The organism is Streptococcus sp. A69 (genome assembly GCF_058556195.1).
The window spans coordinates 633,574-648,431 of sequence record NZ_JBZUJU010000002.1; the positions used below are offsets into that span (position 1 = coordinate 633,574).

A 14,858-nucleotide genomic window follows, 5' to 3' on the forward strand; every position below is an offset into this window, starting at 1 on the left:
TAAATAAGGAGATATTATGAAACAACTATCTAGTGCTCAAGTTCGCCAAATGTGGCTAGATTTCTGGGCAAGCAAAGGCCACTCTGTAGAACCATCAGTCAGCTTGGTTCCTGTAAACGACCCAACTCTTTTGTGGATCAACTCTGGGGTAGCAACCCTTAAGAAATATTTTGACGGGACTATCAAACCTGAAAATCCACGTATCACCAATGCGCAAAAAGCTATCCGTACCAACGACATCGAAAATGTCGGAAAAACGGCTCGCCACCATACAATGTTTGAAATGTTGGGGAACTTCTCTATTGGGGATTACTTCCGTGATGAAGCTATCACCTGGGCTTATGAACTCTTGACAAGCTCAGAATGGTTTGATTTTCCAGCTGAAAAACTCTACATGACCTATTACCCTGATGACAAAGATTCATACAATCGTTGGATTGCTGTTGGTGTAGATCCAAGTCACTTGATCCCAATCGAGGACAACTTCTGGGAAATTGGTGCTGGACCTTCTGGACCAGATACAGAGATCTTCTTTGACCGTGGAGAAGAATTTGACCCAGAAAACATCGGTCTTCGTCTCCTTGCAGAAGATATCGAAAACGACCGTTACATCGAAATCTGGAACATCGTTTTGTCACAATTTAACGCTGATCCAGCTGTACCTCGTAGTGAGTACAAGGAATTGCCACACAAGAATATTGATACGGGCGCTGGTTTGGAGCGTTTGGTGGCAGTTATCCAAGGGGCTAAGACCAACTTTGAAACTGACCTCTTCATGCCGATTATCCGTGAAGTTGAGAAATTATCTGGTAAGGTTTATGACCAAGACGGCGACAACATGAGCTTCAAGGTCATCGCTGACCACATTCGTTCTCTTTCATTTGCCATTGGTGATGGTGCCCTTCCAGGAAATGAAGGTCGTGGTTATGTTCTTCGTCGTTTGCTCCGTCGTGCTTCTATGCACGGTCAAAAATTGGGTATCAACGAGCCTTTCCTATACAAACTCGTTCCAACTGTTGGAAAAATCATGGAAAGCTACTACCCAGAAGTGCTTGAAAAACGTGACTTTATCGAAAAAATCATCAAGAGCGAAGAAGAGTCATTTGCTCGTACCCTTCACTCAGGTCAACACTTTGCAGAAACCATTGTAGCTGACTTGAAAGCGAAAGGACAAAGCGTTATCGCTGGTTCAGATGTCTTCAAACTCTACGACACATATGGATTCCCAGTTGAATTGACAGAAGAAATCGCTGAAGAAGCTGGTATGACTGTAGACCGTGAAGGTTTTGAAGCAGCCATGAAAGAGCAGCAAGAACGTGCGCGTGCGTCAGCTGTCAAAGGCGGCTCAATGGGAATGCAAAATGAAACCCTCCAAAACATTACAGTGGAAAGTGTCTTCAACTACAATGCTAGTCAATTGCCTTCTAAGTTGGTGGCTATCGTAGCGTACAATGCAGAAGTTGAAGCTGTTTCAGAAGGAACTGCCTCTCTCATCTTTGCAGAGACTCCATTCTACGCTGAAATGGGTGGACAAGTAGCTGACCACGGTCAAATCTTGGATGCTGTAGGGAACCTTGTGGCTACAGTGATAGATGTTCAAAAAGCGCCAAACGGACAAGCTCTTCACACGGTTGAAGTTCTTGCACCGCTTGCTTTGAACCAAGAATACACCTTGGCCATCGATACCAATCGTCGTCACCGTGTCATGAAAAACCATACAGCAACTCACTTGCTCCATGCAGCCCTTCACAATATCCTTGGAAACCATGCGACACAAGCAGGATCCCTTAACGAAGTCGAATTTCTTCGCTTTGACTTCACACACTTCCAAGCAGTAACTCCTGAAGAATTGCGTGCCATTGAACAACAGGTCAATGAGAAAATCTGGGAAGCAATTGCAGTAGAAACTGTTGAGACAGATATTGACACTGCTAAAGAAATGGGTGCTATGGCCCTCTTTGGTGAGAAATACGGTAAAGAAGTTCGTGTTGTGACTATCGGTGATTACTCTGTTGAGCTTTGTGGTGGTACCCACGTTGGCAATACTTCTGAAATTGGCCTCTTCAAGATTGTCAAAGAAGAAGGTATCGGATCAGGAACTCGCCGTATCTTGGCAGTGACTGGTAAGGAAGCCTTTGAAGCCTACCGCGAACAAGAAGATGCTCTGAAAGCCGTCGCAGCAACTTTGAAAGCACCTCAACTCAAGGAGGTTCCTCACAAGGTTGAAGGTCTTCAAGAACAACTCCGTCAATTGCAAAAAGAAAATGCAGAGTTGAAAGAAAAAGCAGCAGCTGCGGCTGCAGGTGATGTCTTCAAGAATGTTCAAGAAGCAAACGGCCACCGTTACATTGCAAGCCAAGTTTCTGTATCAGATGCAGGTGCCCTTCGTACCTTTGCGGACAAATGGAAACAAAAAGACTACTCTGATGTGCTTGTCCTAGTTGCCGCTATCGGTGACAAAGTCAATGTTCTTGTAGCTAGCAAGACAAAAGATGTGCATGCAGGAAACCTTGTCAAAGAATTGGCTCCAATCGTTGATGGACGTGGTGGTGGTAAACCAGACATGGCCATGGCAGGAGGAAGCGACCAAGCCAAGATCCAAGAACTCTTGGATGCAGTAGCTGGTAAATTATAAGACAATAAAGATCTATCCATTTGGGTAGGTCTTTTTGTGCATACAAAAAAGCCAAATCCGACTGGATTTGACTTGTAACTGATAGGTTTATTTTGCTGTCCAGACACTGACTGACCCCGCTGCTACTGGAAATTCTCCATAACCGTCAGCATTGATTGTAACTTGTGCTGAATGATTTTCAAGGAGATCAATAAAGGTTTGGTCAGCCCATTCTTGCCCGACAAACATTGACTTGCTGTTTTCTTGGTCATTTGAAATCAAGACCGCGATTGGGGATTGATCTTCAGCACCTGAACGAACCCAACCGATACAGTTGGCATCATCAAAGTAGTCTGTTTGCTCTCCATAGGCTAAATCTTTTCGGATGGCTAGGAGACGATCAAGAACTTCTCTGAAATCTTCTTGGGCATATTGCCCTGAAATGCCGTAATAATCTCCGTAAAAGACACATGGAAGACCATCTTGGCGTAATAGAATAAGGGCATAGGCTGCTGGCTTGAACCATTCTTCAACAGTAGACTCAAGGGCTTGACCTCGTTGGGTATCATGGTTGTCGACAAAGGTCACAGCCTTATCGGGCTTTAGTTCAACCAAGCTATCTGTGAAAATGCCACGAAGGTCGTAGCTTGCTCCAGCCTGACTAGCTTCAAAGAGATTCTGGTGGAGACGAACATCGACAAGGTCAAAGAGTTCTTCTGTTTTTTCAAGGTAGTCTAGATTAGCCTCCTTGTCTGGGTTCCAAAATTCCCCAAAAACATAGAAATCTTGACCGTATTTTTCCTTCATATCACGGATGAAATTGCGCATAAAGAAAGAGTCAATGTGTTTGACGGCATCCAAGCGGAAACCAGCAATACCAGTCGTTTCCATGAACCAGTCAGCCCAGTCATAGATATTTTTGATCACTTCAGGATGCTTAAAGTCTAGGTCGGCATACATGAGGTAGTCGTAGTTGCCGTTTTCATTATCGACCAATTCCTCGTTTGCCCAGCCCTTGTTGTCCCCTTGGATCAGGTAAATGCCAGATTTACGGCGTTTGGCATCGTAGTCTGTACCTGTGAAGTGGTACCAGTGCCAGTGGAAGTCATTATAGGTATTTTGACGACCATCGAAAGTAAAGTGAGTCCAACCATTGATGGTGAAGGGCTCGCTTAGTTGAACGGTACGGTCCTCAGGGTCCACTTCAATAACCTGAAAGGATTCCATGTGATCGGCTGCAGCCTTGTGATTGAGCACCACATCGGCCATAGGTCGAATTCCCTGAGCCTTTAGGGCTTGAATGGCTTGAAGATAGTCTTCTTTAACCCCATACTTGGTACGGACAGTCCCTTTTTGGTGAAATTCACCTAGGTCAAATAGGTCATATACCCCGTAACCCACATCTTTTTCATTTGTAGCCTTGAAGGCTGGTGGCATCCATACGTGGCTAATTCCCAAATGGGCTAGGTGCTCTGCATCATTTGTCAGTCGCGTCCAGTGTTGGCCGTCGTGAGGCAGATACCACTCAAAGTATTGCATAAGTGTTTGATTTTGCATGATTTTTCCTCTTACTTGTCAATCTTGTGTTTTATTCTACCATAAAGTCCAGAACTAGGCAAACGTTTGCGCAAAGTTTCTATACTCATTTCTAGAAATGTCTATTTTTAAAGACACTATTTCCTTCCCATTGCTAGAGAAATAATGTTTAGGAGAAAAAATAAATTGAGTAAACTTATTTTTACAAAAATGGCACTTAGTAAACTAAAGTAAAAATGGATAAGCGGTTTCTTTTTTGAGAATTGTCATAAAATTTGCTATAATAGTAGCTATGAATAGAATTAGGGTCAGCAGACGTGTTGAAAAAAAGCTAGCTAAGGGTCTAGTTCTTTTGGAAGCAAGTGATTTAACAGATATTGATCTGACGGATCAGGCAGTAGAAGTTCTTAGTCAAGACGGGAAGTTTTTAGGGAGTGCCTATCTTTCTCAGCAGAACAAGGGCATTGGCTGGTTGGTCAGCAAGGAAAAGGTTGGTTTCAACCAATCCTTCTTTGAAACTCTGTTTCGTAAGGCCAAGGAAGCTAGAAAGCCTTATTATCAAGATGACTTGACCACTGCCTTTCGCCTTTTTAACCAAGAGGGGGATGGTTTTGGTGGTCTGACTGTTGATCTCTACGGAGCTTATGCTGTCTTTTCGTGGTACAACTCCTTTGTTTACCAGATTCGGAAGTTGATAGTAAAGGCTTTTAAGGAAGTTTTTCCTGAGGTCTTGGGAGCGTACGAAAAGATTCGTTTTAAAGGTCTAGATTACGAGTCTGCCCATGTTTATGGTGAGGAAGCGCCAGACTATTTTACTGTTCTTGAGAATGGCGTGCTCTATCAAGTCTTTATGAATGATGGCTTGATGACAGGTATTTTCCTGGACCAACATGAGGTTCGTGGGAGTTTGGTGGATGGTCTAGCCATGGGTAAATCCTTGCTCAATATGTTTTCCTATACGGCTGCCTTTTCAGTTGCTGCAGCTATGGGAGGCGCGAGTGAGACAACTTCTGTCGACTTGGCCAAACGGTCTAGAGAGCTATCAGAGGCTCATTTTCAGGCAAATGGATTCAGTACGGACAATCATCGTTTTATCGTCATGGATGTCTTTGAGTACTTCAAGTATGCCAAGCGAAAAGGCTTGACCTATGATGTGATTGTTCTTGATCCGCCGAGCTTTGCCCGCAATAAAAAACAAACATTCTCTGTAGCTAAGGACTATCACAAGTTGATTTCCCAGAGTCTAGAGATTTTAAATCCTGGAGGCATTATCATTGCCAGTACCAATGCTGCCAATGTTTCCCGCCAGAAATTTACAGAACAAATTGATAAAGGTTTTGCAGGAAGAAGGTATCAGGTCTTGAACCAATATGGCCTTCCAGCAGACTTTGCCTATAATAAAAAAGATGAAAGCAGTAATTACCTCAAGGTGATTAGTATGAAGGTTAGTAAATGAAATTAGTCGTCTCAGTAATGCCAAGAAGTTTAGAAGAAGCGCAAGAACTGGATGCCACTAGGTATGAAGATGCTGATATCATTGAGTGGCGTGCGGACTTTCTTACAAAGGACACTATTTTACAGGTAGCACCCGCTATCTTTGAGAAATTTGCAGGACGCGAACTTATCTTTACCCTTCGGACTCGCGCTGAGGGAGGAGAAATCGAACTTTCCTCAGAAGAGTATGTTCAAATCATCAAGGAAGTGGCGCAACTCTATCAACCAGACTATATTGATTTTGAGTACTACAGCTACAAGGATGTTTTTGAGGAAATGTTAGATTTTCCAAATCTCGTATTGAGCTATCATAATTTCCAGGAGACACCTGAAAACATGATGGAAATCCTGTCTGAGTTGACCAGTCTCTCTCCAAAAGTGGTCAAGGTATCTGTCATGGCCCACACGGAGCAAGATGTTTTAGACTTGATGAACTACACACGAGGATTTAAAACACTCAATCCTGAGCAAGAGTACGTAACCATTTCCATGGGGAAAATGGGCAAGGTATCACGCATTACTTCAGATGTGACGGGTTCGAGTTGGTCATTTGCTAGTCTGGATGAAGCGAGTGCACCAGGTCAGATTTCTCTATCAAACATGAAGAAAATTAGGGAGATTTTGGATGAAGGTTGATGGCTATACACGTTTAGCTGCAGTTGTTGCAAATCCCATTAAACACTCTATTTCACCCTTTATCCACAATAGGGCCTTTGAGGCGACAGCTACCAATGGTGTCTATGTAGCTTGGGAGATTGAAGCGGGTGACTTGGCAGAAACAGTAGCCAATATTCGCCGTTACCAGATGTTTGGGATCAACCTGTCTATGCCTTACAAGGAACAAGTGATTCCTTATCTGGATGAGTTGAGTGATGAAGCTCGTTTGATTGGGGCGGTCAATACAGTTGTCAATCATGACGGAACGTTAATTGGATATAATACAGATGGCAAGGGATTCTTTAAGAGCTTGCCTTCTTTTACAATCTCGGATAAGAAAATGACCATTCTGGGAGCAGGTGGTGCAGCTAAGTCCATTTTGGCACAGGCTATTTTGGATGGCGTTAGTCAGATTTCAGTCTTTGTTCGTTCAGTTTCCATGGAAAAAACAAGACCTTACCTAGATAAGTTACAGGAGCAGACTGGCTTTAAAGTGAGCTTGTATGCTTTAGAAGATCTTTCTGACCTGCAAGAAAAGATTGCCAAGTCGGACCTGCTCGTCAATGCGACCAGTGTAGGGATGGATGGCCAGTCGTCGCCAGTTCCAGAAAGTATCAATTTGCCAGAGGCTCTCTTGGTCGCAGACATCATTTACCAACCTTTTGAGACACCATTTTTGAAATGGGCTAGAAGTCAGGGCAATCCAGCCGTCAATGGCCTGGGGATGTTACTCTATCAAGCTGCAGAAGCTTTTCAACTGTGGACAGGCAAGGAAATGCCGACAGAAGAAATTTGGCAGTCCTTAACAGAAAAATACCAATAATGAAAAGGAGACCCTACTATGAAAATCAGAATCGATATTCCGCATCATCCCTATGATATTCAGATTGAAAAAGGTTGTCTATCGCAAGCAGGTCAATGGTTGCGAGAACTCTGGCAACCTCAAAAAGTGGTTATCGTAACAGATAACCATGTAGCTTCTCTCTATGCAGAGAAGGTTAAACTCAGCCTAGAAGATGCTGGTTTTCAGGTAGCTGTTTTTGACTTTTTAGAAGGCGAAGAACGAAAGAATTTAACAACTGTTCAGAAGGTTTATGAATTTCTAGTTAAGCAGGGTTTGACTCGTAGCGATGGGATTGTGGCTCTTGGTGGTGGTGTCGTTGGGGACCTAGCTGGTTTTGTGGCCTCTACCTATATGCGGGGCATTCACTTTGTTCAGATTCCGACTAGTTTGACTGCCCAGGTTGATTCTTCTATCGGTGGTAAGACAGGTGTCAATACTCCTTTTGCTAAAAATATGGTGGGAACTTTTGCCCAACCAGATGGGGTTCTGATTGACCCTCTTGTCCTTGAAACTCTTGGGAAAAGAGAGCTGATTGAAGGGATGGGTGAGGTTATCAAGTACGGCTTGATTGAGGATCCAGAACTGTGGGCTCTCTTGACGGAGCTGGATGGTTCTGTAGAGAGCATTCTGGAGCATGCAGAGACCTTGATTGAACATTCTTGTCAGGTGAAGCGCAAGATGGTGGTCGAAGATGAGTTGGATAACGGTGTTCGGCTTTACCTCAACTTTGGGCACACTATTGGTCATGCCATTGAAGCGACGGCTGGTTATGGAAAAGTCATGCATGGCGAGGCTGTGGCCATGGGAATGGTGCAGATTTCAAAGGTTGCTGAGGAAAAAGGCCTTATGCCAGCTGGCATAACTCAGTCCATTACAGATATGTGTCAGAAATTTGGCTTGCCTGTTGACTATGAAAACTGGGATGTTGACAAGCTTTATCAGGCTTTGACTCATGATAAAAAAGCGCGTGGCAATACTTTGAAATTGGTCTTGGTGCCAGAGCTTGGTTCGGCAACCATTCATCCAGTTTCTCTGGAAGAGATGAAAGACTACTTGGTAAAATAAGGAGAGCCTATGAGATATTTAACTGCGGGAGAATCACACGGACCCCGTCTGACGGCTATTATTGAAGGAATTCCAGCGGGACTTCCTTTGACAGCTGAGGATATTAATGGGGACCTTAAACGCCGTCAGGGTGGCTACGGTCGTGGTGGACGTATGAAAATTGAGAGTGACCAGGTTGTCTTTACTTCAGGTGTTCGCCACGGGAAGACGACAGGGGCTCCTATTACCATGGATGTCATCAATAAGGACCACCAAAAATGGCTGGATATCATGTCTGCAGAGGACATTGAAGACCGCCTTAAAAGCAAGCGGAAAATCACTCATCCTCGTCCAGGTCATGCCGATTTGGTTGGGGGTATCAAGTACCGTTTTGACGATTTGCGAAATTCTTTAGAACGTTCATCAGCTCGTGAAACAACCATGCGAGTAGCAGTTGGAGCAGTAGCCAAACGACTTTTGGCTGAGCTAGATATGGAGATTGCCAACCATGTCGTGGTCTTTGGTGGCAAGGAAATCGATGTACCTGAAAATCTGACAGTTGCGGAGATTAAAGAACGAGCTGCCCGGTCTGAAGTTTCTATTGTCAACCAAGAGCGGGAACAAGAAATCAAGGACTATATTGACCAAATCAAACGTGACGGTGATACCATTGGTGGAGTTGTGGAGACAGTCGTCGGAGGCGTACCAGTCGGTCTCGGTTCCTATGTCCAATGGGACAGAAAATTGGATGCGCGATTGGCTCAGGCAGTTGTCTCTATCAATGCATTTAAAGGGGTGGAGTTTGGTCTTGGCTTTGAAGCTGGTTACCGCAAAGGAAGCCAAGTTATGGACGAAATTCTCTGGTCTAAAGAAGATGGCTATACTCGTCGTACCAATAATCTGGGTGGTTTTGAAGGTGGTATGACCAACGGGCAACCAATTGTTGTTCGTGGAGTTATGAAACCCATTCCTACTCTTTATAAACCTCTTATGAGTGTGGATATCGAGACGCATGAACCCTATAAGGCAACCGTGGAGAGAAGTGATCCGACCGCCCTTCCAGCAGCAGGTGTGGTCATGGAAGCTGTTGTGGCAACGGTTCTGGCACAAGAAATCCTTGAAAAATTCTCCTCAGATAATCTTGAAGAATTAAAAGAGGCAGTTTCCAAGCACCGAGACTATACAAAGAACTATTAAGGAGTCCTTATGGCAAAAACCATCTATATCGCAGGTCTCGGTTTGATTGGTGCTTCGATGGCACTCGGTATCAAGCGCGATCATCCTGATTATGAAATTTTAGGTTATAATCGCAGTCAGGCTTCGAGAGACATTGCCTTGGAGCGGGGGATGATAGACCGTGCGACGGATGATTTTGCTAGTTTCGCTCCTCTAGCAGATGTTATCATTCTGACCTTGCCAATCAAACAGACCATTGCTTTTATTAAGGAACTGGCAAACTTAGACTTGAAGGAAGGCGTCATTATCTCGGATGCAGGCTCAACCAAGTCAGCCATTGTGGAAGCAGCGGAGCAGTATTTAGCTGGCAAGCCTGTTCGCTTTGTCGGGGCCCATCCCATGGCTGGTAGCCACAAGACAGGGGCTGCCTCTGCGGATGTTAATCTCTTTGAAAATGCCTACTATATTTTCACACCTTCGAGCCTGACAAGTCCTGACACACTTGAGGAAATGAAGAATCTGCTTTCAGGCCTTCATGCTCGTTTTATCGAGATTGATGCCAAGGAGCATGATCGGGTGACTTCTCAGATTAGCCATTTTCCTCATATTCTGGCTTCCAGCCTTATGGAGCAGACGGCAGTTTATGCTCAAGAACATGAGATGGCAAGGCGCTTTGCGGCGGGTGGTTTTCGAGATATGACCCGCATTGCGGAAAGCGAGCCAGGTATGTGGACTTCTATTCTATTGTCCAATCGTGAAACTATTCTGGATCGAATTGCGGATTTCAAGGAGCGCCTAGATGAGGTTGGACAAGCCATCAGCAAGGGAGATGAAGAGCAAATCTGGAACTTTTTCAACCAAGCGCGTGCGCAACGTCAGGCCATGGAAATCCATAAGCGTGGTGGTGTGGACAGTTCTTATGACCTCTATGTCGATGTTCCCGATGAAGAAGATGTTATCTTGCGGATTTTGGAATTACTTCGTGGGACTTCTTTGGTTAATATCCACATCAACGAAGAAAACCGTGAAGATGTTCACGGGATTCTACAAATTTCCTTTAAAAATGCTCAGGATCTGGAACGAGCTGAACGCTTAATTACAGAAAATACAGACTATACAGTCGTCATCAAATAAGGAGAAAATCATGTCAAATATTTACGATAGTGCAAATGAACTTAGTCGCGGGTTACGCGAATTGCCAGAATACAAGACTGTTAAAGCAGCCAAAGATGCCATCCAAGCTGATGAACAAGCTAGCAAGATTTTTGCAGACTACCTCGCTTTCCAACAAGAAATCCAAGTCATGGCGCAAACGGGACAAATGCCAGACGCCTCTTTCCAAGAAAAGATGCAGTCTTTCAGCAAACAAATCCAAGAGAACGCTCTTTTGTCAGATTTCTTTGCCAAACAGCAACAATTGTCCATTTACCTTTCGGACATTGAAAAAATTGTCTTTGAACCTGTTTCAGAATTATTGAAATAGTATTTTATCTGTATAAAAGCCAGAAATTTCAGGAATTTCTGGCTTTTTTGTGATAAAATAAGAAAAAGTATTGCAAGTATGAGGTCAACTATGAAACTAAAAACAAACATTCGCCACTTACATGGCAGTATCCGGGTTCCAGGTGACAAGTCTATCAGCCATCGTTCGATTATTTTTGGAAGTTTGGCTGAGGGCGAGACTAAGGTTTATGATATTCTGCGTGGAGAGGATGTGCTTTCAACCATGCAGGTTTTTCGTGATCTTGGTGTTGAAATTGAGGATAAAGATGGGGTTATCACCATTCAAGGTGTTGGCATGGATGGCTTAAAAGCGCCGCAAAACGCCTTGGATATGGGGAATTCTGGCACCTCGATTCGCCTGATTTCAGGTGTCCTTGCTGGTGCAGATTTTGAAGTTGAAATGTTCGGAGATGATAGTCTTTCCAAACGTCCTATGGATCGCGTGACGATTCCACTGAAAAAAATGGGCGTTAGCATTTCAGGGCAAACAGAGCGAGACCTCCCCCCTCTTCGCCTAAAAGGGACGAAAAATTTAAAACCGATTCACTATGAGTTGCCAATCGCCTCTGCGCAAGTCAAGTCTGCCTTGATATTTGCAGCCTTACAGGCTCAGGGGGAGTCCGTTATTATCGAGAAAGAATGTACTCGTAACCACACCGAAGATATGCTACGGCAATTTGGTGGCCATTTAAGTGTGGATGGCAAGGAAATCACAGTTCAAGGACCACAAAAACTGACCGGACAAAAGGTAGTTGTTCCAGGAGATATTTCCAGTGCAGCCTTTTGGTTGGTCGCAGGTTTGATTGTTCCAAACTCTCGTGTGGTGCTGCAGAATGTAGGCATCAATGAGACGCGTACTGGTATTATTGATGTCATTCGTGCCATGGGAGGAAAACTAGAAATAACTGAAATTGATCCAGTTGCTAAATCAGCAACCTTGACTGTCGAGTCTTCAGACCTAAAAAGAACAGAGATTGGTGGAGCCTTGATTCCACGTTTGATTGATGAATTGCCGATTATTGCCCTTCTCGCGACGCAAGCGCAAGGTGTAACGGTCATTAAGGATGCTGAAGAACTCAAGGTAAAGGAAACAGACCGCATTCAGGTGGTGGCAGATGCCTTAAATAGCATGGGAGCGGCTATCACTCCTACAGCAGACGGGATGATTATCAAAGGGAAATCAAGACTTCATGGCGCTAGAGTCAATACGTTTGGTGACCACCGAATTGGAATGATGACAGCCATCGCAGCCCTCTTGGTTGCTGATGGAGAAGTGGAACTTGACCGTGCTGAAGCCATCAATACCAGCTATCCTAGTTTCTTTGATGATTTGGAGAGCTTGATTCATGGCTAAGGTATTACTCGGATTTATGGGGGCAGGCAAGTCGACAATCGCTAGAGGATTGGACCCAGACTACATCGATATGGATGCCTTAATCGAGGAACGCTTGGGCATGTCCATTGCGAATTTCTTCGCTGAAAAAGGAGAAGTGGCCTTTCGTCAAGTAGAGTCAGAAGTCCTAGCTGACTTACTAAAAACGGACCGAGTTGTGTCAACTGGCGGAGGGGTTGTCATTTCTCGAAGAAATCGTGACTTGCTCAAAACCAATCCTGATAACATCTACCTAAAAGCAGATTTTGAAACCCTCTACCAACGTATCGCAGCTGATAAGGACAATCAGCGCCCACTGTTTCTAAATAATAGTAAGGAAGAACTGGCAGTTATTTTCCAAGAAAGACAAGCTTGGTATGAGGAAATAGCCAGTCAAGTTCTGGATGTGACCAAGCTAAGCCCAGAGGAAATTATAGAGGAACTGAGATGAAAATTGCCTATCTAGGTCCCAAGGGATCTTTTTCGCATCATGTTGTGCAGACAGCCTTTCCCAAAGAGGAATTGCAGGCTTTTGCCAATATCACAGATGTTATCAAGGCCTATGAACAGGGCTTGGTGGACTATTCTGTAGTGCCAGTTGAAAATTCTATTGAGGGTAGTGTCCATGAAAGTTTGGACTATCTTTTTCATCAGGCTCGCATCCAAGCAGTTGCAGAAATTGTTCAACCCATTCACCAGCAGTTGATGGTGGTTCCAGGTCAGTCAAAAATTGAGAAAATCTTTTCCCATCCTCAGGCTCTGGCTCAAGGAAAGAAATTCATCGATGTGCACTATCCAGAGGCCAAAATTGAGGTAACAGCCAGTACCGCCTATGCAGCTCGCTTTATTTCAGAGCATCCAGACCAGCCATACGCAGCCATTGCTCCTAGAAGTTCAGCTGAAGAATATGGCTTGGAATTGATTGCAGAGGATATTCAGGAAATGGAAGCCAATTTCACACGTTTTTGGGTGTTAGGGGTAGAGATACCGAAGATTCCTTTGAACTCACAAGCTGAAAAAATGAGTTTGGCCTTGACCTTACCGGACAACCTTCCCGGTGCTCTTTACAAGGCACTTTCGACCTTTGCTTGGAGAGGGATTGACTTAACAAAGATTGAAAGTCGTCCCCTTAAAACAGCCTTGGGAGAATACTTTTTCATTATCGATGTAGACTATAGTGATAAAGAACTGGTTCATTTTGCCAGACAAGAACTAGAGGCCATTGGGATCCAGCACAAGATACTGGGAACCTACCCGATTTTTACCATAACTGATATAGAAAAGGAGAGTCAATGAGCAAAGAAAATCCTTTAAGTCATCACGAGCAGTTACGTTATGACTATCTCTTCAAAAATATTCATTACCTCAACGACCGTGAACGGAGGGAGTTTGACTATCTCCAGCAAAAAATGACAGGTCCCAAATCTGAAGTTCACCATTTCTACCAAGAAGAAAAAGAAGAAACTTGGGGTAGAGATATTGATCTTCCGACTTATGGCAGTAGAAGCCGATCTAAGAGACGTGAAAAGGTAGCTCCTCTGCCTAAAGTCAAAAAGAAAAAAAGAAGAATTCGCTTCAAACGAATACTGACTTGGTTCTTGCTATTGATAACTTGCCTTGCTGCAGGGATGATTTTCATGTTTCTTCGAGGTTTTCATTCGGCAGCCAATCCAAGCAATAAACCAGCTGATGCCAAGGCAGCCCAAGTAGAAGTCTTTAACGGTCAGGATACCAAAGATGGCGTGAATATCCTAATCATGGGGACAGATGGCCGAATTGGTCAAAATAGTGCGGAGACCCGTACAGACACAATCATGGTTCTCAATGTCAGTGGTTCGGATAAGAAGATTAAGCTAGTCAGCTTTATGCGTGATAACTTAGTTTATATCGATGGGTATAGTAAGATTGTAAATGGCCAGAAACAGACGGATAACAAACTAAATGTTGCCTATGAACTTGGGGAACAAGAAGGTCAAAAAGGGGCAGAAATGGTCCGCAAGGTTCTAAAAGACAACTTTGATTTGGACATCAAGTACTATGCCCTAGTTGACTTCCAGGCCTTTGCAACAGCTATTGACACTCTTTTCCCTGATGGAGTAACAATTGATGCTCAATTTTCAACATTGAATGGTCAACCTCTGACAGAAGCTACAGTCGGAGACGACCTTCATGCAACAGAGACAGAGTCACCAACCCAAACCATTAAAGTTGGAAAACAGCAGATGAATGGATCCACCTTGCTGAACTACGCTCGCTTCCGTGATGATGATGAAGGGGACTATGGTCGTACCAAGAGACAACAACAAGTCATGTCAGCCGTTCTTGAGCAGATCAAAGATCCAACCAAGCTCTTTACAGGATCAGAGGCACTTGGAAAAGTCTTTGGAATGACTTCAACCAATCTACCGTATAGCTTTTTGTTGACCAATGGATTATCTGTCCTAGAAGGTGCTCAAAATGGAATTGAAAGACTCACAGTACCAGAACTTGGTGACTGGGTAGATGCTTATGATGTTTATGGAGGGCAAGGACTTCTTGTCGATCAAAATAAATACCAAACCAAACTCGCTCAAATGGGAATGAGATAAAAGGCGATAAATGAAAATCAAAGTTTGATT

At 44.0% G+C, this 14,858-nt stretch carries 13 protein-coding genes; 12 read left to right on the top strand and 1 reads right to left on the bottom strand.

Going from position 1 to position 14,858, the window contains the following annotated elements:
• Positions 1–16: 16 nt before the first annotated feature.
• Positions 17–2,635, top strand: a complete 2,619-nt coding sequence (gene alaS, locus AC4ME5_RS07145) for an alanine--tRNA ligase (RefSeq protein WP_491800410.1) — start codon at positions 17–19, stop codon at positions 2,633–2,635.
• 87 nt (positions 2,636–2,722) lie between these two features.
• Here the strand turns inward: alaS and AC4ME5_RS07150 are convergent, their stop codons facing one another.
• Positions 2,723–4,171, bottom strand: coding sequence for an alpha-amylase (locus tag AC4ME5_RS07150; RefSeq protein WP_491800411.1), 1,449 nt, complete (start codon positions 4,169–4,171; stop codon positions 2,723–2,725).
• A gap of 271 nt (positions 4,172–4,442) precedes the next feature.
• On the opposite strand from AC4ME5_RS07150, the gene AC4ME5_RS07155 reads away from it, so the two are divergent.
• From AC4ME5_RS07155 to AC4ME5_RS07205, 11 genes are all read left to right on the top strand, one after another.
• Positions 4,443–5,606 (top strand): class I SAM-dependent rRNA methyltransferase, encoded by a 1,164-nt coding sequence (locus tag AC4ME5_RS07155; RefSeq protein ID WP_172843640.1) that lies wholly within the window; start codon positions 4,443–4,445, stop codon positions 5,604–5,606.
• Positions 5,603–6,280, top strand: coding sequence for a type I 3-dehydroquinate dehydratase (gene aroD, locus AC4ME5_RS07160; RefSeq protein ID WP_084918169.1), 678 nt, complete (start codon positions 5,603–5,605; stop codon positions 6,278–6,280). Before AC4ME5_RS07155 ends, aroD begins: the two co-directional genes overlap by 4 nt.
• Positions 6,270–7,124: a shikimate dehydrogenase gene (locus AC4ME5_RS07165; protein WP_491800412.1), complete on the top strand. Its 855-nt coding sequence runs from the start codon at positions 6,270–6,272 to the stop codon at positions 7,122–7,124. Before aroD ends, AC4ME5_RS07165 begins: the two co-directional genes overlap by 11 nt.
• Before the next feature lie 18 nt (positions 7,125–7,142).
• On the top strand, positions 7,143–8,210 hold the full coding sequence (gene aroB, locus AC4ME5_RS07170; RefSeq protein ID WP_491800413.1) for a 3-dehydroquinate synthase: 1,068 nt from the start codon (positions 7,143–7,145) through the stop codon (positions 8,208–8,210).
• A gap of 9 nt (positions 8,211–8,219) precedes the next feature.
• On the top strand, positions 8,220–9,386 hold the full coding sequence (gene aroC / locus AC4ME5_RS07175) for a chorismate synthase (protein ID WP_490210168.1): 1,167 nt from the start codon (positions 8,220–8,222) through the stop codon (positions 9,384–9,386).
• A gap of 9 nt (positions 9,387–9,395) precedes the next feature.
• Positions 9,396–10,499 carry a prephenate dehydrogenase gene (locus AC4ME5_RS07180; protein ID WP_490210166.1) on the top strand — a complete coding sequence of 368 codons (1,104 nt, stop codon included), beginning with the start codon at positions 9,396–9,398 and terminating at the stop codon, positions 10,497–10,499.
• 10 nt (positions 10,500–10,509) lie between these two features.
• Positions 10,510–10,848 carry a YlbF/YmcA family competence regulator gene (locus AC4ME5_RS07185; protein ID WP_125414135.1) on the top strand — a complete coding sequence of 113 codons (339 nt, stop codon included), beginning with the start codon at positions 10,510–10,512 and terminating at the stop codon, positions 10,846–10,848.
• Positions 10,849–10,938: 90 nt separating this feature from the next.
• A complete protein-coding gene (aroA, locus tag AC4ME5_RS07190; RefSeq protein WP_491800414.1) occupies positions 10,939–12,222 on the top strand; it encodes a 3-phosphoshikimate 1-carboxyvinyltransferase in 1,284 nt (427 codons plus the stop codon).
• Positions 12,215–12,691: a shikimate kinase gene (locus tag AC4ME5_RS07195; protein ID WP_491800415.1), complete on the top strand. Its 477-nt coding sequence runs from the start codon at positions 12,215–12,217 to the stop codon at positions 12,689–12,691. Before aroA ends, AC4ME5_RS07195 begins: the two co-directional genes overlap by 8 nt.
• A complete protein-coding gene (pheA, locus tag AC4ME5_RS07200) occupies positions 12,688–13,536 on the top strand; it encodes a prephenate dehydratase (protein WP_061588277.1) in 849 nt (282 codons plus the stop codon). The genes AC4ME5_RS07195 and pheA overlap by 4 nt, the downstream gene beginning before the upstream one ends.
• The gene (locus AC4ME5_RS07205) at positions 13,533–14,828 is read left to right on the top strand and encodes an LCP family protein (protein WP_045617372.1); all 1,296 of its coding nucleotides are present in this window, start codon (positions 13,533–13,535) and stop codon (positions 14,826–14,828) included. Before pheA ends, AC4ME5_RS07205 begins: the two co-directional genes overlap by 4 nt.
• The last annotated feature ends 30 nt before the right edge of the window (positions 14,829–14,858 follow it).